The organism is Pontibacter russatus (genome assembly GCF_009931655.1).
Lineage (GTDB): Bacteria > Bacteroidota > Bacteroidia > Cytophagales > Hymenobacteraceae > Pontibacter > Pontibacter russatus.
This window is the reverse complement of the sequence record NZ_CP047984.1, coordinates 4821546-4842523: the sequence shown is the minus strand read 5'-3', so window position 1 is coordinate 4842523 and position 20978 is coordinate 4821546. Positions and strand designations below refer to the sequence as shown.

The 20978-nt window shown below is 46.8% G+C and carries 18 protein-coding genes and 2 pseudogenes; 9 read left to right on the top strand and 11 right to left on the bottom strand.

The annotated features are described in order from the left end of the window. The first annotated feature begins 587 nt into the window (after positions 1-587). Positions 588-2072 (top strand): acyl-CoA dehydrogenase family protein, encoded by a 1485-nt coding sequence (locus tag GSQ62_RS20065; RefSeq protein WP_202621811.1) that lies wholly within the window; start codon positions 588-590, stop codon positions 2070-2072. A 419-nt stretch (positions 2073-2491) separates the two neighbouring features. Further along, positions 2492-3577, top strand: a complete 1086-nt coding sequence (locus GSQ62_RS20060) for a sensor histidine kinase (RefSeq protein WP_161891154.1) — start codon at positions 2492-2494, stop codon at positions 3575-3577. 34 nt (positions 3578-3611) lie between these two features. On the opposite strand, the gene GSQ62_RS20055 is transcribed toward GSQ62_RS20060, so the two are convergent. Continuing rightward, a complete protein-coding gene (locus tag GSQ62_RS20055; RefSeq protein WP_161891153.1) occupies positions 3612-3794 on the bottom strand; it encodes a hypothetical protein in 183 nt (60 codons plus the stop codon). A gap of 190 nt (positions 3795-3984) precedes the next feature. On the opposite strand from GSQ62_RS20055, the gene GSQ62_RS20050 reads away from it, so the two are divergent. Then, positions 3985-4374, top strand: coding sequence for a response regulator (locus tag GSQ62_RS20050; RefSeq protein ID WP_161891152.1), 390 nt, complete (start codon positions 3985-3987; stop codon positions 4372-4374). 347 nt (positions 4375-4721) lie between these two features. On the opposite strand, the gene GSQ62_RS21210 is transcribed toward GSQ62_RS20050, so the two are convergent. Both GSQ62_RS21210 and GSQ62_RS20040 read right to left on the bottom strand, forming a co-directional pair. Further along, the gene (locus GSQ62_RS21210; RefSeq protein WP_161891151.1) at positions 4722-4970 is read right to left on the bottom strand and encodes a DUF1016 N-terminal domain-containing protein; all 249 of its coding nucleotides are present in this window, start codon (positions 4968-4970) and stop codon (positions 4722-4724) included. A gap of 159 nt (positions 4971-5129) precedes the next feature. Further along, complete coding sequence (locus tag GSQ62_RS20040; protein ID WP_161891150.1) at positions 5130-6209, bottom strand: AI-2E family transporter; 1080 nt, start codon at positions 6207-6209, stop codon at positions 5130-5132. Positions 6210-6382: 173 nt separating this feature from the next. Between GSQ62_RS20040 and GSQ62_RS21235 the strand changes: the two are divergent. Next, a pseudogene (locus GSQ62_RS21235) lies at positions 6383-6572 on the top strand (IS1/IS1595 family N-terminal zinc-binding domain-containing protein); the annotation flags it as partial. Positions 6573-6828: 256 nt separating this feature from the next. Here the strand turns inward: GSQ62_RS21235 and GSQ62_RS20035 are convergent. The 5 genes from GSQ62_RS20035 to GSQ62_RS20015 form a co-directional block, all read right to left on the bottom strand. Continuing rightward, complete coding sequence (locus GSQ62_RS20035; protein ID WP_161891149.1) at positions 6829-7392, bottom strand: OmpA family protein; 564 nt, start codon at positions 7390-7392, stop codon at positions 6829-6831. Between the two features lie 21 nt (positions 7393-7413). After that, complete coding sequence (locus tag GSQ62_RS20030; protein ID WP_262886637.1) at positions 7414-8706, bottom strand: outer membrane beta-barrel protein; 1293 nt, start codon at positions 8704-8706, stop codon at positions 7414-7416. Beyond that, the gene (locus tag GSQ62_RS20025) at positions 8685-9866 is read right to left on the bottom strand and encodes a hypothetical protein (protein WP_161891147.1); all 1182 of its coding nucleotides are present in this window, start codon (positions 9864-9866) and stop codon (positions 8685-8687) included. Before GSQ62_RS20025 ends, GSQ62_RS20030 begins: the two co-directional genes overlap by 22 nt. Before the next feature lie 673 nt (positions 9867-10539). Beyond that, the gene (locus GSQ62_RS20020) at positions 10540-11217 is read right to left on the bottom strand and encodes a porin family protein (RefSeq protein ID WP_161891146.1); all 678 of its coding nucleotides are present in this window, start codon (positions 11215-11217) and stop codon (positions 10540-10542) included. A 566-nt stretch (positions 11218-11783) separates the two neighbouring features. Further along, on the bottom strand, positions 11784-12740 hold the full coding sequence (locus tag GSQ62_RS20015) for an IS110 family RNA-guided transposase (protein WP_161891145.1): 957 nt from the start codon (positions 12738-12740) through the stop codon (positions 11784-11786). A 729-nt stretch (positions 12741-13469) separates the two neighbouring features. Here GSQ62_RS20015 and GSQ62_RS20010 point away from each other — a divergent pair. The 4 genes and pseudogenes from GSQ62_RS20010 to GSQ62_RS19995 all read left to right on the top strand — a co-directional run. Beyond that, entirely contained in the window at positions 13470-13667 is a 198-nt protein-coding gene (locus GSQ62_RS20010; protein WP_237586845.1) for a hypothetical protein, read from the top strand. 80 nt (positions 13668-13747) lie between these two features. Continuing rightward, complete coding sequence (locus tag GSQ62_RS20005; RefSeq protein WP_161891144.1) at positions 13748-14845, top strand: DUF4297 domain-containing protein; 1098 nt, start codon at positions 13748-13750, stop codon at positions 14843-14845. A 50-nt stretch (positions 14846-14895) separates the two neighbouring features. Continuing rightward, positions 14896-16614 carry a hypothetical protein gene (locus GSQ62_RS20000; protein WP_161891143.1) on the top strand — a complete coding sequence of 573 codons (1719 nt, stop codon included), beginning with the start codon at positions 14896-14898 and terminating at the stop codon, positions 16612-16614. A gap of 70 nt (positions 16615-16684) precedes the next feature. Beyond that, positions 16685-17227 (top strand): annotated as a pseudogene (locus GSQ62_RS19995) (restriction endonuclease subunit S); the annotation flags it as partial. Between the two features lie 126 nt (positions 17228-17353). Here GSQ62_RS19995 and ypfJ read toward each other — a convergent pair. After that, positions 17354-18253 carry a KPN_02809 family neutral zinc metallopeptidase gene (ypfJ, locus tag GSQ62_RS19990; protein ID WP_161891141.1) on the bottom strand — a complete coding sequence of 300 codons (900 nt, stop codon included), beginning with the start codon at positions 18251-18253 and terminating at the stop codon, positions 17354-17356. Positions 18254-19109: 856 nt separating this feature from the next. Here ypfJ and GSQ62_RS19985 point away from each other — a divergent pair. Further along, on the top strand, positions 19110-19400 hold the full coding sequence (locus GSQ62_RS19985; protein WP_161891140.1) for an isoamylase early set domain-containing protein: 291 nt from the start codon (positions 19110-19112) through the stop codon (positions 19398-19400). A gap of 371 nt (positions 19401-19771) precedes the next feature. On the opposite strand, the gene arsC is transcribed toward GSQ62_RS19985, so the two are convergent. Both arsC and ung read right to left on the bottom strand, forming a co-directional pair. Then, positions 19772-20119 carry an arsenate reductase (glutaredoxin) gene (arsC, locus tag GSQ62_RS19980; protein ID WP_317164405.1) on the bottom strand — a complete coding sequence of 116 codons (348 nt, stop codon included), beginning with the start codon at positions 20117-20119 and terminating at the stop codon, positions 19772-19774. Positions 20120-20265: 146 nt separating this feature from the next. After that, entirely contained in the window at positions 20266-20928 is a 663-nt protein-coding gene (gene ung, locus GSQ62_RS19975) for a uracil-DNA glycosylase (protein WP_161891138.1), read from the bottom strand. Positions 20929-20978: the final 50 nt, after the last annotated feature.

Below are 20978 nucleotides of genomic sequence, written 5' to 3'. Positions count from 1 at the left end.
TTTTGTCCATCGATTAAACAGTTACAGGGTGCAGGCCAAGTTCAAGGGAAGCATTAACAGGGGAGTTACATTAAATGCAAGATCGGTTATGACTTACTGCTTTAAAAAGCAGGTTGTTCCCATTGCCACCATGGCTTGTGACAACCTGTAAAGGCTCTAAACCGAGTGGTAAGATACTACGGGGACTATAGCGACTCGATGAACTACCCTGATAACATAACTATCGTTATAGAACAAGGATGGGTCCCCATGATGAGAAGCCTTTTAGTTTAGTACCTCCTCTTTTCATCTCAAAATTCTGGCGTTTTCTGGGATGGGAAAATGCTTGACCCCGTCCTGAAATATGTTAACCTAAGCTGTCACCACCTAAATCCATCTAGCAGCTGGTTTGGCTCAAACAGGAAGGGAATGATATCTCAGGGGTGTTATAGTCGACTTTAATCTTTAAATTGTAAATAAGAATACCGAAGGGCTTATTTTAGTAATGGGTTCATTTTGTACACTGAAAGCAACAAGCCGTCAGGGCATGCTGCCGGCTGGCCCCTTATAGATATAGATACTCCAAATAACCTATGCAGCCAACAAAGATGAATTACTCTGTTTTCATAAAAGATTTCGAAGCTACACTCCAGCATTTATTCCATGAGCAAGGAGCCACCAATAGCCTGAATGTTAAGAGAGGAGTACCCTCGGAGTTGATGGGCGGGATCATGTCTAAGGCTCCCTTGTCTGTCTCGATCCCCGAGGAGTATGGAGGACGTGGATGTGTGGTGAAGGAATGTCTGGGGGTATTAGCGGCAGCCTCTTACCAGTCGCTTCCCCTTTCCTTGATCTTTGGGATTAATATAGCGCTGTTTTTAGAGCCTGTAGCCAAGTATGCCGATGAGGCGGTTAAAAAAGGGATCTTTGACCATTTCCTTTATAACAGGAATATGGGGGGCCTTATGATCACTGAGCCTGACTATGGCAGTGACGCCCTGAACATGAAGACCTCCTACAGGCAATATGATGGCGGCTACAGAATAAAGGGAACCAAGCATTGGCAAGGGCTGACTGGCCTGGCGGACTATTGGCTGATTGCGTGCAGGAAGGAGATCGGCGAGGGGGAACTGAGCAGGGACATTGACTTCTTCATATGTGACGTGTCCCAGGATAACCAACAGGTGGTAGTGGAGGAGTATTACGATAACCTGGGACTCTACATGATACCCTATGGGCTGAACAAACTGGACTTGCAAGTTCCTCCCGCAATGAGACTGCAGCCGGAAACAACGGGCATCAAGATGATGCTTGATATTCTGCACAGAAGCAGGATGCAGTTCCCGGGCATGGGAATGGGCTTCATACACCGGATGCTGGACGAGGCGGTTGCCCATTGTGAGAGTAGGGTAGTCGGGGGCGGCAGGTTGTTGGCCATGGACCAGGTGCAGTTTCAAGTATCCCGGATACAGACTGCCTACACTATATGCTCTGCCATGTGCGCCAGAAGCAGCGGGGTAAGCGGCATTGCCCATAATCTGGCTTCCGAGAGTTTGGAAGCCAACAGCATGAAAGCAGTCGTGACGGACTTGATGCAGGAGTCAGCGCAGATTCTTGTGCAGCTCTCGGGGGCCAACGGTTACAGGGTAAGCCACATAGGTGGTCGGGGCATCATAGACAGCAGGCCTTTTCAGATATTTGAGGGCTCGAACGAAATGCTCTATACGCAGATAGCTGATACGGTTATCCGCTTGATGAAAAAGCAAAAGCAAGCACATTTATTTGATTTTCTTAAAAGCCTTAAGCTGACATCGGAGGCTTGCATGCACTTTCAGACGGAGCTAAGCTTCACCGTCAATGAGGCCCTAACCCAGCGCAAGCTGGTGGATCTGGGTAAAATACTTGGTCGGGTTGTTTCCGTGGGCTATGTACTGGGGCTGTTGGAAAAAGGCTTTAGAGAGGACCTGGTTGGTAACTGCATTGTCTCAGTTAAGCAGGAGGTTTCTGCGTTGGTTTCCTCCTATAAGTTTGATAACCGGGTAAAGGTTGTCCCTGACTTTTCAGAGAACAGCTCCTGGCTGCAGTGTGTTTGACTCACTCAGATAAAGAACTCGATGCGCTTTCTGTAACATGGCCTATGAGAGAGGTCGTGTGCAGCTTCCTCATAGGCTACTTTTGTTCAACTAAATCATTCAATTCGACCGCTACTACCCCACATCTCATTATTTCGGCCTTTTGCGGGACACAAGAGAACGCAAATTGCCTCTCTGGCGCATCCTGCCCACATTGTGTTCTGGTAAAGCAACTTATTATCTATAGCTACAGCTCGATCTAAATTTGTTACTGAGTTTCCTGCCGAAAACGCGGTGAATGTACATACATCTAAGCCTGACCGGGAAGTGTAAAGGGACGGGCCGTTTTCCTACTACCCCGGTCAGCTATTTGTGTAAGGCGAAGGAGCATTTTGCCGTATCGCTGGTGCGCTTGTGCTTTTTCTCTGCTATCTTTATCCATGGAGCAACAACACAAAAAGACCCGGGCACACAGAAAGCTGATTGAGCTGAACGATGAGCTGGAGAACTATTTCAGCAACACCATCATCCCGCAGCTTTTTGTCGATGCCGACATGATACTCCGCAAGTTCACCCCCCCCGCCATGAGGCACTTCAGGCTTTCAGCCGATGACATAGGCAGGCACATAGACGAGGTGGCCAGCAACATCCGCTTCCCCACCATCATCGAGAACATTAAGGAGGTGATTAAGAGCAGTAGGGACCTGGAGAAGGAAATCCAGACCACCGACAAGAGGTGGTACCAGATGAACATCCTGCCCTACATCATCAGGAAAGAGAACAGAACCAACGGCGTCATCATCACCTTCATCGACATCAACGACCGCATCGATGTGCTGAGGCGGTATGAGAAGCTCAACAAGCGGTATGAGGGTATCATCTTCTCCCTGTCCCACGACATCAAAGGCCCCATCTCCAACATAGAGGGCCTGGTGAACGTGTTGAAGGGAGCACGTGCCGGAGAAGCAGACACAGGCCCCATCATGGACATGCTGAGTCTTTCGGTGAGCAACCTGCGCAAAACAGTCGTGGAGCTTGCCGACATAGGGGAGAGCGACACCGACTTCGCCAGGGCGGCTGAGCGGGTGAACTTCGGGAACATGGTAGAGGACGCCCAGCTGGCCCTGAAAGACAGGATATACGAAACAGGGGCGCAGATAAGGACTGAAATAAACGAACCTGAGATAAACCTGTCCCGCAGGAACGTCAGGAGCGTTGTCTACAACCTGCTGAGCAACGCCATCAAGTACAGGGCGCCGGACAGGGCACCGGAGATATTCATCAGGACCGAGGCTTCAGATGGTTACACCCTGCTCTCCGTCAGCGACAACGGGGCGGGCATAGAGGAAGACAAGCGGGAGGCGATTTTCGAGCGCCACGCCCGGCTCAGGAATGACGTGGAAGGCACAGGATTGGGCCTGTTCATCGTGAAGCGGATGGTGGAGGACACAGGGGGAAGGGTTGAGGTGGAGAGCAGGCTGGGCGAAGGCAGCACCTTCAGGGTCTATCTCAAGGGGGAGCAATAACTATATATACTTGTTTACCGTTCTCGTGTCGCCCTCAGGCAGGCTGGTGCTTCTCCTCGCGCAGTTCCCGCAGCTCCTCCTGGAGCGGCTGGCACTGCCGGGCCAGGCCGGGGTTATCCTTCGTCAGGGAGTGCAGGTAAAACAGGCACTCTGCGGCCCTGAAAGCGTCCAGCCGCCGCACCTCCATCCCGCTGACATAGTCGTATAGAAAGGACACAGGCAATATTACGTGTTTCTATTTTCCCGGTAGCCGTATCAGTACTGAATTCCCCTACGGATATATACGACGGTTGCCGGTGCCGCTGGGGGTACCGGGCGGGGTTTGACGCAGGTGTACTGTGTGTTTTGCGTTTCGGGGCCTGCTGCTGAGGCATGCATGCCCTCACCGCAGGGATAAATTTGTGAAGATGATAAAGTCGATTAAAAGAATACTGCTTGTGGACGACGACGGGACGTGCCTGTTCTTAACGGGGCGCCTGCTCGGAAACCTCCTGCCGGGGGCGGAGGTCCGCACCGCCCCGAACGGAGCGGTGGCGCTGGGTTTGCTGCGGGAGGGCGCCGAGGCCGGGCGGCAGCCGCAGCTCGTCATCTGTGACATCGACATGCCGCTGATGGACGGCCTGACCTTCATGCGGGAGGCGGAAAGGCTGGAGCTCCTTGACTTCGGCAGCACGCGGCTGGTGCTCAACAGCAGCAGCCACATGTTCAGAAACATGGACAGAGCGAAAGTGAACCCGGCAGTGATTTTCGTTCCCAAGCCGCTGACGAAAGAGAAGCTGCTCGGTGTCATCGGGTAACAGGCGGGAGCAGAATCGGTCAAGCCCTTGCCGCCAGCCTCAAGTGTGGGAATAGCCTCGCTGGCGGGGCGCCATCGAAATACCGGCTCCCACGGACCTTTCGGTTGCAGCCTCTCATCCCAGGCTTTTTATATACGGCAGACTTGGAGGGTTTCCAGCATTAAGAACAAATACCACACCACCTTGTCTATCGCTTTCCCAAATGACATGGGATTGTTAAACGGCTAATAAAGCTACAAAGCCACCTGAATGCCGGGCTACGTTCTCTTTCCCCTCCTGAGTTAGCCGCTGCCTTGTATAAAGCTCTATAAATGTTTTCAGCAAGCTGAAATTGCTGAAATCGGGCTTTACACGGACGCCCGGCTTGATTGTCCCACAGGCTGTGGGACTGATTCCCGCTCCCTGCCGTAGAACAGGCACCGCTCCCTGCCGTAGAACAGGCACCACTTCCTGACATAGAAGAGGTTGGTCCTGGAGAAGCACTTCCTCTCGGGGAACGCCGCGCTCAGGTCCCGTGACAGCTGCTCGATCAGCGCGTCGCCCCGGCCCGCCTCCCGCTGCTTCTCCACTATACCTCTCCCCAACTGCCAGTACACCTGTATCCAGCCTCAAGAGGCTTCTTATACGAGAGGCCTTTCATGTTATACAGCAGCTCTTATCCTATGTTGAACAGGGGTTAGATGCACTTCTTTATTCCTCACTTCGCATTATTCTATTTCATTCCCAGGGAACTAAGCAGCATATAGCGGAAAGCGTTATTTAACCTTCGATGTTTCTCCGTTCCGTCGTCTATGATGGGGGGGCACCTGGTATCCCAAAAGCTTCCCCCAAGGTTTCAGAACACCGATGCGGTCAAAAATTATTTTTAAAAAGGCGACGAAGAGAATTGCCAGAAACATGCCCGCTACTCCCCATAACGCTCCCCCTAATAATACTACTATGATGGAGACTAAAGCATTGATTTGTACCTTGGAGGAAACAATCCGGGGAACCAGGATATTGTTGTCAATAAATTGAATGACGGCATAAGCGCCGACAATGCCTAACTGGGTGGTATACCCATCCTTGGTTACCGTAGCCATCAGCACCGGTAATATAATAGCTATCAATCCGCCAATATATGGGATCATGTTCAGGATGGCACCTATCACTCCAAGCAAGATACCATATGGAACGCCCAAAATTATCAAAGCGGTAGCATTCAGTACGGCTACGATAGATGCTTCTATCAATAGGCCCACAACATAACTCTGGATGGCACTCTTTGTTTCTTGAAGAATGTCAGCCACTGATTGAGAGTCTTTTCTGGCAAATACCTCAAAGAGAAAGTTCAGGATCAAGGTTTTATAAAAAAGGAGCAAAAAAACATATACCGGCATTAAAAAGAGCAGGCCAAACACACCTAACGCGCCGCTTACCGTCTGACTAACCAAAGCTCTATTGCCCGTAGCTGTTTCTTTTAATAGTTGCGTTTGCCTTTGGATTGAAATCCCGAAAGTGTGCTCCACATACTGCTGTAAATCAGTGAGTAGCTGTGCAAGCTTATATTTCAGCTGGGGGATCATTTCGCCAAATTGAATAATTTGGGAAGAGAGGAAGTAGAAGAGGCCTCCCAACAATATGAAAGCTATCAGCAGCGTCAGCAGAATCGATAGCACTTTTGGTATCCTTAATATCAGAAATTGATTGCACAGCGGATTAAGCAGAATGGCAATTAGCCCTGAAAAAGCCAGCGGGATTAAAATATCGGCCAGCATTGACAGGACATAAACAAAAAGGATCAATCCAAACAAGATAATCGTTATTTTCTTATAAAAGGGGTCAGGTTGGGTCATAGTAAAACTTGGTGTACCATTTTATTTTATTTTTCTGTGAATAGTCTTTCCTGATATAATAAAAGACTTAGTTTATCAGTCCTTTATATAAAAGTTAGATGGTGGTATATCATGTATGATGCGGGAATAGGTACGGCAGCAAGGGTGTTAGCAGGAAGTTATGCGCGAGATAACTGTTCCCCTACTGCCACAGTGTCAAAGTAGTGAAAAACGGCGTATAGCGCACGGGCAGGCAGAACTTTCTGTGCAGGTGTTGCGGCAAGCAGTTCCAGTTCGAGTACCTGATGGCCGGCTGCAGGCCTGCCGTCAAGAGGCTGGTGTGGTCCGCATTCAGGCTTCCGCGACACTGAGCAGGTAACGGGTGAACTTGCAACATTTGACAGGAGTGTTTATGATGGGCGATTTAAATAGAAGTTTAAAATTTGACTACGATGAGCAGACATGCATTTGATGCCTTCTTTAAGCGGCTGGCCATTAGACATGTAACAGCGCCTCCGAAAAACTGTAGCATCATATCGCGGAATTTTGATACGAAATACGCTGCCTCGTCATGAAACCAATAGATAGTGCGAGCAAGGGGAATGGGTATTATTCACGGCTTGTCCTGTTAAGTTATTTTTTATTCATGAATATCAAGGTCTACTTTTCGGTCTAGCGGGTTTTCCTGTTGCGAGGCTTTTTCATCACCCAGGTACTGCATACTGATCCGCTCCTTCGCTATTCCCTGTAACGTCAGCAAATCTGCCAGCGCCTCTACCCGTCTGCGGCTTAGCGCCTTATTATAGGAGGGGTTGCCAGACTGGGAGGTATAGCCGGTGAGCCTCACACGCAGTCCCGGGTTTTGCTGCAGCGTTTGCAGAACCTGGTTTAAATCCCGCAGGCTTTCCGTAGGCACACGGTGTGCGTTAATCGGGTAAAAGACCGTGGTGGTGTAGCCCTTCCTCGCTACTTCAGCCGGAGCACTAATCGGGGCGGCATTTGAACTGTTTGACAGGGCCAGTTCCTGTTCGTACTGGGTGAGGCGCAGCAGCATGCTGTCGTTGAGAGCGGCTTGCTGCTGCAGGTACCGCACCATGCTGGTGTCTACCACCGCCGCTGCTCCTGCTCTCAGGGTATCGCCGGTCGGCGGTGCTGCCTGAAGCGAGTCGATCCTGCCCTGGAGCCTCCTGTTCTCGGCATTCACAAAGGTGAGCCGCTGCCTTTCCTAACGGAGCCTTGCCGCTTCAGCGCCTGTTCTTTGTGCAGGCGAAGGCTTAGTATTTGTAGGCACATATACAATCCGCTCTTTTACACGCGCTGTTTCCAAGGTTATGGCTTGGGCGCTTTGCTCTGTTCCAACGGGCGTTGTTTTCGGCGCGGGGGTAGTTGACTGCTTCTGTACACGTTGCTGTGTTGCAATTGCAGCTTGCTGCCGGGCTATTGTATCGGTGCTCACGGCACTTCGCTGCACTGCGGCCGGTGCGTGCTGTACTTCCCTTACATCGTTTCCAACCACAACTGAATCACGGGGAACTTTTGTTTCGGCAGAAGTACTCGTCTGTATAGGGCTTGAAGTCGTGTCCTGGGTTCGGGTCGGGGCGGCAGGCACCAACCGGCGTTCGCTGATCTGAGTGCTGCTATCGGCTTCCATTACCGTGCTTCTGGTACTGAGCGTGTCAGCAGGTGCGTAAACCGCTCTTTGCGTGATCTCCTGCTGTGCCGCCAGGTTTACTGTATCCTGTGTACTGATCAGCTGAACCTCCTTGGGCTCCAGCTTCAGCATCGCCTCCAGCACGTTTTGCCTCGGCTGTTCTTGCCCCTCCACCGATTGTAGCAGCGCTACATTGTTTGAGTAAAACCGGGGGGCTTTGAAACTTGATTTCCTGAAGCCGAAGCTGTAGCCAAGGGTTAGTCCAGTATGTATATAGGTGCTGTTGTAGTCGTTCTGTTCGAATGCAGCACCCTTGAGATGCGGATCTGTCAGGTAAACCGCTTCTGTTTGCAAAGCGAGTTGCCACCTCTCGGCCAGCCGGATTTTCAGGCCCATTCCGAAAGGGATAGCGGACACATAGCGCGACTTTTCTGTTGTGGTGCCAAGGGACGTTTCGAGTATGCTAAGGCCATACCCGCCGAAAAAATAAGGGGATACCCGGGCGGAGCCATTGAATATCCAGCCGTTATCGGTATAAAAATAGGCGCGTAGCGCAGCCATGTGCACATCGGTCGTAAAGAGGGCTCGCTGCAGACCGCGCGCCCCTACCTCTCCCAAAGAGTAGCCCACCGACAACCCCAGGCTATTCCCTATGCTGCGGGTCAGCTCGAGCCGGTGCAGCAGGTTGTCGTCTGTTTTAAAATAGTCAGAGGAGCTGTTGTTCTCGTTGATATAGTTGGCGATACCTGTATAGCCGCTGAGCTGCCACTTGTACAGGTCGTGCTGCGCAGACGCCACATGGCAAATGAGCAGGAGCAGGCATATGGTTATAAACCTTTTCACGGCTACCTGTTTAAGTCCAGCCATAAATTAAGCTCCAGGCTTAAGCCTATGAACGGCCGGATGTACACGCGGTCCACGTTGAAATCGGAGAGGGCATTAGACGCCTGGTCGCTTTGCAGCACGGCGGCTCCCGCATTGATGCGAACAAAAGGAAGTGCTCTGTAGCCCAGGGCCACGTAAAAAGGGCGCTTTACCAGAGGCCCCGTCGCCACGTTGTCTTCCCCGAACTCCAGGTTCGTCAGAAACACGCCTGCGGAGACACTGGCTCTCGACCAGAAGGCAGAAGAGAATATGGCCCTGCCAAACGGGATGGAGATGCCGACATAGGGCGCCGTGTCCGAAGTGAAATTATCAACATCACCCGAGTAGTACACGCCACCATAGCCAGCATTGATCGCCAGGACATTCCTGGTCTTCTTGGTGGCGTAATCTGTAATCTTTTTAGAGTCTGTTAAGGCGAGCAGCTGTGCGTTCGCATACTGCGCAACTTCCTGGTTCACCAGCACTTTCAGGGCCTCCACCTGTTCCTGTGCATATTTCAGCCTGACTGTTCGGTTATCTTCCCCTTCACCTGCTATAATATTGCGCCGGGCTTTTCGCAGCCGCAGGCCGTTGATCTGGTCCAGTTTATCCAGAATGATATCCGAAAAACCGCCGAACTCATAATTTAGCTGGTTTCGGTAGAGCCCCAGCCCGCCGCTTACGATTGCATTCATGTCGCTGCGCATGTTCCGGGGGTGCTTCCGCAGCTCCACGCTGCTCTTGCTTACCACAAAAGACTGGTCAATATAGGAATCCAGGGCGGAGTTGAGTTGCCTCAGGAGTTGCTGTTGCTGCAGGGCCGAGGCTGGCTCATAATAGTTGAGGACAAAAGTATACTTTTCGTTTCCGCGCAAGGGGTAATTCACGGGAAGTATAAAGCCGCTTTCAGCGCTGGAGGGCCTTTTCTTCCAAGCGTTCCTGTAGAGAGGCTTTTTATCTGTTTCGGGGGAGCCGTAAATAAAGACCTCCACCATGCCAACATCCTTTCCCGTTTCTCCTGTCAGCATAAAATCGCTTTCGGTTGGCAAAGGCTGGCCCTCGTTAAAGTAGCTCCTGTCGTAGTTGAACACCACCACGTCGTATTGGGCAAACACGGGGTAACTAAACAGCAAACAAATCAAGAGAGTGTAGTTTTTTTTCATATGCTTGGTTTTAAGTCATGTTTGGCTTTTGCACTTGATGGAGCAGGAGCAGGTGACGGGGCAAAAACGAGGGTGATACAGGTAAGAGCAAGTATAGAAAGGCCTGTCGGAGCTTAGATAAGGCTAAGCTTCAGCAGACTAGTAACGGTAGCGGAGCCTCAGGTTCAAAAGTGCATCTTAGCGTGGTTCTACAAAGTGTTGCCTGCTTCGAATGAGGGTGTGTTTCTACCTCCTGTATGCCATGTCACAGCCAGTAGAAACCAGGTTGGGCCGTAAAGCCCTTGCTCCCTCAACGGCAGCAAGCTTTAGCAATAAGTCAGAAGCAAAGCCTGTCTTGATACAATGAGACATAACACTGATTATCGGTTTCTCTTTGCCGGGAAAGGCTGGGGGCTATCTGTTATGGACTTCCTGGGTGAGTCTTTTCCCTTCCCTTATCCCTTCAATGGTGATAGTATAGGTACAGGGAGTTACCCCATTAAGCATATGTATGTACCCGCTATCGTATAACTCATCTACTAGCAATTGCAAATGGTTGTCCTCTGGTACTGTACCCGGATTTACCATATTTGCCAGATCGCCCAAAGTGAGCGTTTCATGTTTGATGAGTGAATTCAAAACCATTTTCCGATTAAGACTTGCCATGGTGATTGTATTTATGTATGAGAGAGAATCAAATGCCAAATCCCAGGTAAATCTGAACGATTGAGTTCTTGGAATTTTCGGTAAAGCTGCCTGCCAGGCCACTTTTTCCAATTTCGCGCAGCCCATAATTATAGCGCGCTCCAACAGTGACGTTCTGTATATCAAAGCCAACGCCGCCCATTACCCCATAGTCAGTTCGGTTGAAGTCTTCTGTTTCCAGGTCCTTTATATCTTTAGCGCTCAATTCAGATTTTTCTAAATCTTTGACATTAGCAGAAAGCAGGTAAGCCAGGTAAGGTCCGGCATGAACATTCAAAGGACCAATATTAATGGCTAAAGCCACCGGCACTTGCACATAGTTCAGGTTAAACCGCACCTCTCCGGGCTCAATGCCTAGAATATCAGCTACATCAGAGCCACCGTAAGTTACCTTAGAACCGACGTTGGTGTAGAGCACCTCCGGCTGGACAGCCAGAAAGTCCGTAACGGGAATTTTCCCGAAAATCCCAAAATGATAGCCCAGCTTTACATTTTCGTCTTCTGCATTGGGCTGATCTACGTAGAGTTGCGAAAAGTTAAGCCCGGCTTTCACGCCGATTTTAGGTCCCGGGCTGTCACTCTGTGCTTTTACCGGAATAGTGGTTAGAAGTAGGAGAATGGCAATGCCTAGCCCCGCTACTTCTTTTAAAGAATAAATATGTATCATGATTTCAAGGTTTAGAGCAGCAGGTGTACTGATGTGGCTGTAATATTTATACGTATCTTATTGATAATAAATAATTTATAATTAATTATTATCAATTTGTTTTAAATTTAGCCACAGGGCAAAACAATTTAATTGGGTGCTGGGGATCCGGTATTAACTTATATGTTTTGTAAGATCCTTATAGCCTTTATATCCCAGGGATTTGGTCGAGAAGGAAAGTAAGACAGATTTAGAAGGGGTGGATAACAGGCAAACCGATAAAGATAGTTAACTGATACATACTGGTCCCAGAGCCTTTCAATTAGGAAAAGCGAAGGGAAAACTTCATCCGCTTTTAGGAAGAGCTCACGCTTTCTGATATTTGACAACGGCTCCTTTTTCATCCCAACTTCACAGACCATCGCTGCTTCTCAGGTAGGGGAGCCAGTGCGGTTAGCCCCCCCTCCCGCGAAAGCACCAAAGGGAGCGGGTGCGGGTCCACCTTGTGAAGGGGTTTGTGTTATAACAGACATTATGAACTGTGCTAAAAAGCAAGTGTATGCGTGCTTTTATTCCAGCAGCTGCGTTCAGCATTGTGCTGAGTAAACCTCCCCGGATCTTACCATTCCGAACACCTGTTTTATGAGCTTGTTCATCACGGCCACCAAGGCTACTTTCTTTGCTTTTCCTGCGGCAACCATCCGCTCATAAAGCTCCTGACAAGCCTTGTTGTGAACTTTTGCCGTCATGGAACACATGTAGAGCGTGGCTCTTATGTTTTTGTCTCCGATCCTGCTGATCCCCCTGTATCCGCGTATGGAGGTACCAGACTCATGGATGCAGGGACTGATACCAATAAAGGCACTGAACTGCCTGGCTGAGGTAAAATTTCTAAATCCGCCAGAGACCACGATGAGCTCTATGGCAGATTTAGTGCTGATGCCGGGAATAGTCTGCAGCAAGGTAAAGAGCTCCTGGCAGTGCTCCTCAGCCGTTTGCTGCATCTGACGTTCTAGTCCTGTAATTTGCTTTTCTATGCTTGCCAAGACTGCTTTACAGGCTTTCACCGCGGCTTTGTCGACATCCTCTAATTGCGCCAGGGCATGTAACTGATTTAAGAAGGAGCGCTTGCTCTTGATAAGCAGCTTCAAAGACATACGCTGTTGCTGTAGCTTCCTCATGAAAGGGGCTGGCGGCTCGTATAGCTTTGGCTGCATGCGCTCTCCATACTCTGCGATGAGCGCCGCATCTACCTTGTCTGTTTTCGTCCTCTTTAACTTAGTCTGGGCAAAGCGCTTGATCTGCAAAGGATTCACCACCGACACCTTGATGCCTTTTTCATACAAGGCGATGGCCAACTGCAGGCTGTAAACCCCTGTTGCCTCCATAATGCACCAGGAGTAATCTGGCAGGCCTTTAAGAAAGCTGTTAATACCCTTCTTGTTGTTTTGGTGCAAAGAGGTAGTTACTTTGCCTGCTAGTTTCGTAGCCACCACAAAGCTGTCTTTGGCCACATCAATACCAGTGTAAATATGCTCCATCATGCAATGTTTTATAAGTTATACAGGTGACAAAAAGAAGCTTCTCTTACACTCAACATCCTGATGCAGGCTCCGGGCCTAATGAACTGTTCAAGGTGAAGAAGCCGGGTAAGGGGATTGTCATAAGGCGCGGGTTTATGTACCCTTGTTAAATAGGAATCTTATTCCTTACCCAGTTTTCTTGTCTATAGCTTAGGTACTTGTTTTATCTGTTTTAGATAATATTTTCTCTGATTAACAAAAGGGGAAAAAGCGTAGCTAAGACACTGAGAACAAACATAGGATGTTAAATAAAGTTGGTAGGTTTAGCTTGGATAGCCTATTGAAAGAGATTGATGAAGGAGCAAACTTCTTTGAGAATTACATAAAAAGAATGGCTCCATTGTTAGACGAATCTGTTTATGAATACATACTTAAGGCAAACAAGTTGTTCCATATTTATACCTCTGCCAACACAATATCGATATAACATACAGTACATAAGCTAAATATATACATATATTACTTTCTGCATCGGAAAGTAACTATATAAGCTTTATTCTATACCTTGAAAGTCTGTAGCAGCAGCTACAGACTTTTTTGCTTCTATTGAAAAACATATTATTTATAGCATATTTTCTATAAAGTTTTAGTACCTTAAACTCCTGTTCCTGTTTAAACAGCGGATTCTATATATGGCCAGTAAAAACACTACCCCTACCGCCAAACCCAAGGCTGATATAGATTTTAAAAATGAAATCTGGAATAACGTTACAACACGTGCTCTCGCCGGGCCGCTACGTGGGCTCCGAAGCCGAGGAAGACGACGGCGTGCCGTTTGAAGAGAAGATGAAGCTGCTGACTACCGAACTGGCCGCTCAGTTTGAGGAAAACGCCCTGCTGGAGAAGCGGATTCGGAAGAATCTGGAGGGGATTGGGGTTGGGATGTAATCACACACCTAGCTCTTGCTAAGAACATATTTTAATAAAGTATATTAACTAAATTTTATAGCCACTATTAATAATTATCAATGGTCCTAAAGGATAAGATCGTATCAACAAGACCACGTGAGAAATCTGGTTCAACTTCATCTAGCCGTTTTAATTATCAAAAGGACTGGAGTTTATGTAAGTTAATTGAAACTCATACATCTCTTAGCGACTATGTTATAATCTTTGACTGGCATGAAGATTTGATAATTATGGATTCAGAACATGATCCAAAGACGGTTCAATTCTATCAAATTAAAGGCAAAAAGTCTGGCAACTGGACTCTTAAAAAGTTAATAGAAGCAGAAAAGGGTAAAAATGGTAAGGTGTTACTATCTATAATTGGTAAACTTTATGATTGCAAAGCAAAATACGATATAGAGACAACATCATTAAATTTTATATCAAATGCTAGATTCAGCGTTGATTTAGAAGATAAAACATCCTCTCTATCAAAAGATAATATTTGTGTAGTCGAATTATCTGTTAAAAATAAAGCAGAAATATTAAGCCGGCTAAAAACCGAGCACTCCTTGATGTCAGATCCAGTGTATGAGGATATTACATTTTTAAAGGTTATAGATTTAAGCCTTGATGAAAGCTCTGGTCATGCTAAGGGCAAAATCACAGATTTCTTAGATGGACTTTATCCTGAAAAAAAGTTCAATGTACCTTCTGTATACAGAATGTTATTTGATGAAGTTAAAAGGAGAGCAAATTATAATAAGGAAACACTAACCTATAAAGATTTAATTTCTAATAAAGCTATAGGTAAAAGTCAATTTGAGAGGATTATTAAAGCAACAGGAATAGATAAAAATTATGATGCCCTTTGGAGCGACATCAATAATGAGTTAATAAGTGATTGCGTGACATTTTCTGAACGTAAGAAACTAAATCATAATTGGAAGAAGCTCGAAATAGAAAGGATGGAGCCAAATAACGATTATTTGTTCAAACATATTGAGCAGATACGAATAATAGTCCAAGAGGAAGAGAATAATAATGGATTTGTTGGGATAACACTCAGTAGCTGTGTTGAAAATGTGCTTGCTAAATTTAAGAGTAGCATGAATTTAAGGACCAACTACGATGAATACTATATCAAAGCTATGATCCTATCAGAAATATATGAATAAAGCTACAGGTAATTTCAGAAAGCTTATCAGGAATATCAGAACTAAGAATTATGAAAAAATTCATTTTGTCCGAAATAATGCTTCTATCGACAACCGAGAAGAAGGCAAAAAAGGTGGAATTCGACGAGAGGAGGACTCTGATATTCGGTAAAAATGGTACAGGTAAATCAAGTTTAATTAAGAGTATCTATAAAACATTCGGTGCTGAACCATTCAAAGATCATCCAACTTGGAAGAAATTATCACCTATATCTTTCGTAAGATTTAAAGTTGACAACATCAGTTATTCAATATTGAAGGATGGAAAGCTTTATGGACTTTTTGACGGTAATAATGAATTAATTAATGTATATGATAGTGTTACAAATGGACTAGGATTATACTTAGCTAATCTGCTGGAATTTAAAATTAAATTACCGAACCAGCAGGGCCTAATTATTACACCACCGCCAGCATTTTTGTTTTTGCCATACTATATTGATCAGGATATAAGTTGGCAAAGCAATTGGAATAGCTTCACTGGTCTTAAACAAATTAAAAATTTTAGAGAACCTATAGTTTCATATCACTCGGGTCTTAAACCTAATGAATATTATACTACGAAATCAGAAATTGAAGAATATATCATCAAAATCAGTGAACTAGAGAATGAAAGGAAGCTATTAAAAAATGTCTTAGATAAGATTAAAGAGAAAATATCTAGGGTAGATTTCAACATAGATATTGATGGCTTTAAAGATGATAAAAAAGATTTGCTGGTAGAATGTGAAGTTCTCAAAAACTCTCAAGAGCTTTTAAAATCAAAACTTGTAGATTTATATAACATAAAAATCTACATTGAGTCTCAATTAACAATAGCCAAGAATGCCTTTAATGAGACTAGAAAAGACTATGATTATGCTACAAAAATATTAGTAGAAGATTCTGTTGACTGTCCTACCTGTGGCGCCCATTATTCAAACTCTTTTTTAGAAAGATTTGAGATTGCTAAAGATGAAGATCGTTGCAAAGAACTCATTAGCGAACTCACAAGAGAACTTAAAACGATTGATGAGAAAATAGCAAAAGAGAACTTATCATTAACACGTAGCAACGAAGAAATTACTAGAGTTGAGGCTATTTTAGATCATAAAAAAGGTGAGATCAAACTTCGAGATTTAATTGAAAATGCAGGTAGAAATGAAGTAAAGACTGTTTTCGAAGAGAGTTCTAAGAATATTCTTCAGAGTATTTATGATAATCATCGTGAGAAAAAGATATTAGATGATAGACTTAAAGGGTTAACTGATAAAGACAAAAGAGCTGAAATTGTAGGCTACTACAATGGCTTGATGAGAAAATACCTACTTGAACTAGATGTAAAGTCTCTCAAAGAGGAAAGCTATAAAAAAATTGATACTAGAATACCTGAGACTGGGAGCGCATTACCACGAGCTTTAATAGCTTATTACTTCAGTATATTTCAAGTAATGAAGAAGTATTCTTCATCTGCATTTTGCCCTGTAATAATTGATTCTCCAAATCAGCAAGCTCAGGATTTAGGTCATGTTGACGAAATATTAAATTTCATCAATAGAAATCAACCTGATGATACTCAATTGATTTTAGGAATTGAAGAGTTATACAATGTTGATTTCAATTGCAAAATTATACAACTCAATGAAAAAGGCAGCTTACTACAGAAAGAAGAATACGAAATTGTAAGTTCGGAATTAGACTATTATCAAACTAAAATGTGGAACTTCTCTAAAGGAAACAGACTATTCTAAGAATAAACAATAAATTACCATTAGTAAAAGTACTCAAATCTGAATGACCTACTGATATACATATAAATTAGGTGAACTGATAAACGTGCAGAATGGCTTTGCTTTCAAGTCAGGTGATTTGAAAGATAGTGGTGTACCTGTAATCAAAATTAAGAATATCCAGCCGCCTAACATATCATTAGATGAAGCTGATTGTTTTCCCCTTGAGGTAACTGCAAAGTTGAATCAGTTTATAGTTAAGAAAAAGGATATACTTATTTCAATGACTGGCTCTCATGTAAGCCAAATTTCTTCTGCAGTTGGTAAAGTTGGAAGGTATGGATTTGATAAACCAGCATTACTAAACCAGCGCGTCGGTAAACTATACTCTAAAGATACTGAAAAGCTGGATGATAACTTCTTATACTATTTTGTTTCCAGGCGCGAAGTACAAATTGAATTAGCTACTAATGCTGGCGGAAGTGCGAATCAGGCAAACATATCTCCACAGCACATAAAGGACATAGAAATTGATGTACCAGGTATAGAAACCCAACGCCGCATTGCCGAAATCTTATCTGCGCTGGATGACAAAATAGAGCTGAACCGCCGCATGAACCAAACGCTGGAGTAAATGGCGAAAACACTCCAGCTCGTGCTCCTACCCATAGCACTAGCAGCGTTTATAAAACCAAAAGCCTCTCCGCTTCCGACGAGGCTTTTGGTTTTCATATTTATATATGGCTGCCAGGCTGTTGAGCTATAGCTGTGTTGCGTTGAAGGTATCGCCCTGCGACACGTCGCCTGTCTCGTAGCCTTTTCTGAACCAGCGGACCCGCTGGGCTGAGGTGCCGTGCGTGAAGGAGTCTGGCACTACCCTTCCGGTGGCTTGCTTTTGGAGGCGGTCATCGCCGATGGCACTTGCCGCGTTCAGGGCTTCTTCCAGGTCGCCGGGCTCCATAAATCCTGTGGCCCTTTGGGTATGATGCGCCCAGACTCCGGCGTAGAAATCAGCCTGCAGCTCTACCCTTACCATCAGTTTGTTAAATTCCGCCTCGGATAGCTGGCCCCGCATCGCGTTTACCTGCTCCATGGTACCTGTGAGTTTCTGCACATGGTGCCCCACCTCATGGCCTACCACATAGGCCTGCGCAAAATCTCCTGCAGCACCCAGTTTGTGTTCCATTTCTTCAAAAAAGCTCAGGTCGATGTACAGTTTTTCATCGCCGGGGCAGTAAAACGGCCCTGAAGCTGCAGAAGCAAGCCCACAGGCCGAGTTTACCTGCCCCGAGAAAAGCACCAGGGTGGGTTCCCGGTATCCTTCTAATATCTTGTTCCACACATCCTCGGTGTCTGCCAGCACCACGGCCGTCTGGTCGGCAAGCGCCTGCTCCTCCGGGTTGGGCCGGTAGTCGGTAGACTGTGCATACTGCGGCTCCCCGCCCAGGAACTGCTGCAGGAGTGCGATGGGGTTGGTTCCGGTCAAGAACATGAGCGCCACCAGCACCGCCACGATAATCAGCCCCACTTTCGAGAAGAGGAGCCGGAACAAAGGCACAAGCAGCATCGGACTGAACCCTCTGCCTCCTCCGAAGCCTCCTGCTGATTGCCCCCTGCGGTCTTCTATGTTGCCGCTTTTTCTTCTGCCCTGCCATTTCATAAGTATTGCTTTAAAATAGTGTATGGTTGTGTGATATCCTTGTTGCCTGACCCAAAGTCTAAGCTATATCCGGACAGTATAACGGCGGGAGGCTGCACTTGGATGCATGCTGCTTATACGGGGTATTTATACCAATGTGCAGACGAATTGTCTATACCTTTTACCGTTGTATCTCCCTGGCAGGATGCCGTAGCCAAACAGGTGCAGGAAGAAGGCCTAAGGTGGAATTGCAATCTTTTACTGGAGCCCTTTTCAGGCTGCAAAACCTTGTTCGCATAGCCATTCATCCTGCTGGCAAAGCGTATCATAAAGCAGCGCCGTGTGTCTACATTGCTGGTTGGAGAACCCTCTATGTACTCAAATACAGCCAGTCGGGCCTGTTGGCGAGTTTGCGGTGGTACACCATCTATTGTTCATCGTCCTGAAAAAGTTTCCGGCTGTGGCTTTATCTGGAAAAGTTACTCTTGCGCTGCACCACCGGCAGATCATCCGGTTGTCTCCAAGCGGCACTTCATCAGGCGCGATCAGGAGACAGCCGTGGAGAATGAAATAGGAATCAGCAGGTACACGGGAGGTGCAACAGGAACACAATTTATTTTAAAGCCTCGTGTGTAAGGCAGCGCCTGCATGCGCTTCAAAATTCCTTTTGCGCTGGCTGTTAGCCCAAATTCATGCTTTAACGTAGAAGCTACTATTATAAAGGCCCTGAGGTCAGCTATATATGTTCCGGAACTGCTTCTCTAAGTATAGCTGTCAATATTTAAACCTGCAGGTCTAATCTATATAAATGACAGGCAGTTATTTGTTGTAATCTATATAAATTATATATTTAAATTTAAAATAGAATATAAAGAAGATGATACAGAAAACCTGTCCTAAAACGAAAGACTATTGCAAGGTTAAGTTCACGGTGAACGCTGAGAATGCCGAAACGGTTGAAATCCTGGGCCTGAACAACGACTGGGAGACGCCCCGTGCGATGAACAGGAAAAAGGGAGGTGTTTTTACCTACGAAACAACGCTCCCCAAGAACACCCAGCACGAATTCAGATACCGGATAGACAACGCTGAATGGACAAACGAGCCGGAGGCAGACGAACAGCGCCCGAATGAGTTTGGCAGCGACAACAGCGTACTCCATATCTGAGCATCCCCGACCGGAGCAATAGCCGTCCTGCCTTCTGCCGGTAGTGCTGTTACAGGCAATTAGGCTCCATGGAATCTTTCCGGCTATTTACCAGTAAAGTCTTTTCAGGCTGAAAAGGCTTTACTGGTATATTCCTTTGTGCAGAAAAACAAAGGCTGTTCCCTTTTTCTCTTTTCACAAGAAAGCAAAACACTTATATATACAGCTTCACATTTATTTCCATGACGCGATTTGTGTTGCATTGCAAATTACTCACCGCCCCCTGCACCTCCGAAGGAGGAACGTAGCAAGCACGTGAGTAAACCGAGGCCTGAATTCTATATGGGTGGACACGGCGCAGCCTTCCTGATGAGGAACTCAGGAAGACAGGCCTATAGCAGGCGCAGCACGTTTTCCGGCGGACGCCCCAACACGGCTGTATCGTCTTTTACCACTATGGGACGTTCTATAAGCACAGGGTGCTCCACCATCACCTCTATCCACTCCTCATCCGTCATGGTTTTGCCTTTGTAGTTTTCCTTGTACAGCGCCTCCCCCTTCCGAAGCAGTTGCTCCGGCCTCATACCCAGTTTCTGCAAAATCGCCTTAAGCTGCGCGGCAGTAGGCGGCGTTTTCAGGTACTCCACCACCTCTACCTCCTGCCCCGCGTCGTGCAGCAGGTCTAAGGTTTGGCGGCTCTTGCTGCAACGGGTGTTGTGGTATATCGTCAACATATGAATTTTAAAAATTTTCGAGTGAAAGGATGCCTTACCGGCAGCCATATATAACCGGGCTCCATATATAGGTAACCGGACAAACACACTCCGTAGAGGCATCACACTCCCTAAATTGAAGGCGACAAAGAAGTCCTGTGTCGTGCTACCTGCTACCAGTCGATAGGTTCCTTGCCGTGCTCCTGCAGGTACTTGTTGGCCTTGCTGAAGTGGTGCGATCCGAAGAAGCCCCTGTCTGCGGCAAAGGGCGACGGGTGCGCCGCTTTCAGCACCAGGTGCTTGCGTTCGTCTATGAAAGCGCCTTTTTTTTGGGCGTAGGCACCCCACAGCATAAACACCACGTGCTCCTTCAGGTCGTTCACTTTCTGCACCACGGCATCCGTAAACTCCTCCCAGCCTTTCTTCTGGTGCGACCCGGCAGTGGCGGCCCGCACCGTGAGGGTGGCGTTCAGCAGCAGCACGCCCTGTTCTGCCCACCGCTCCAGGTTGCCGGTGGCGGGCAAGTCTTTGCCGAGGTCGTCCTTTATTTCCTTAAAAATATTCAGCAGCGAGGGCGGGATGCGCACCTGGTCGCTCACGGAGAACGCGAGGCCGTTGGCCTGGTTCGGGCCGTGGTACGGGTCCTGCCCCAATATCACCACCTTCACCTTGTCAAAAGGGCACTTGGCAAAAGCGTTAAAGATTTGTGCGCCCGCCGGATAAACTTTTTGCGAGGTGTATTCGTCTTTAACAAAAGATACAAGATTTTTGAAATACGGCTTTTCAAATTCATCTTGCAGTACATTTTGCCAGCTTTCTTCTATCTTTACAAGCATGCTGTCTTAAAATTAGGTTAGGATAAAGCCTCTGCTGCCGATGCGGCAAC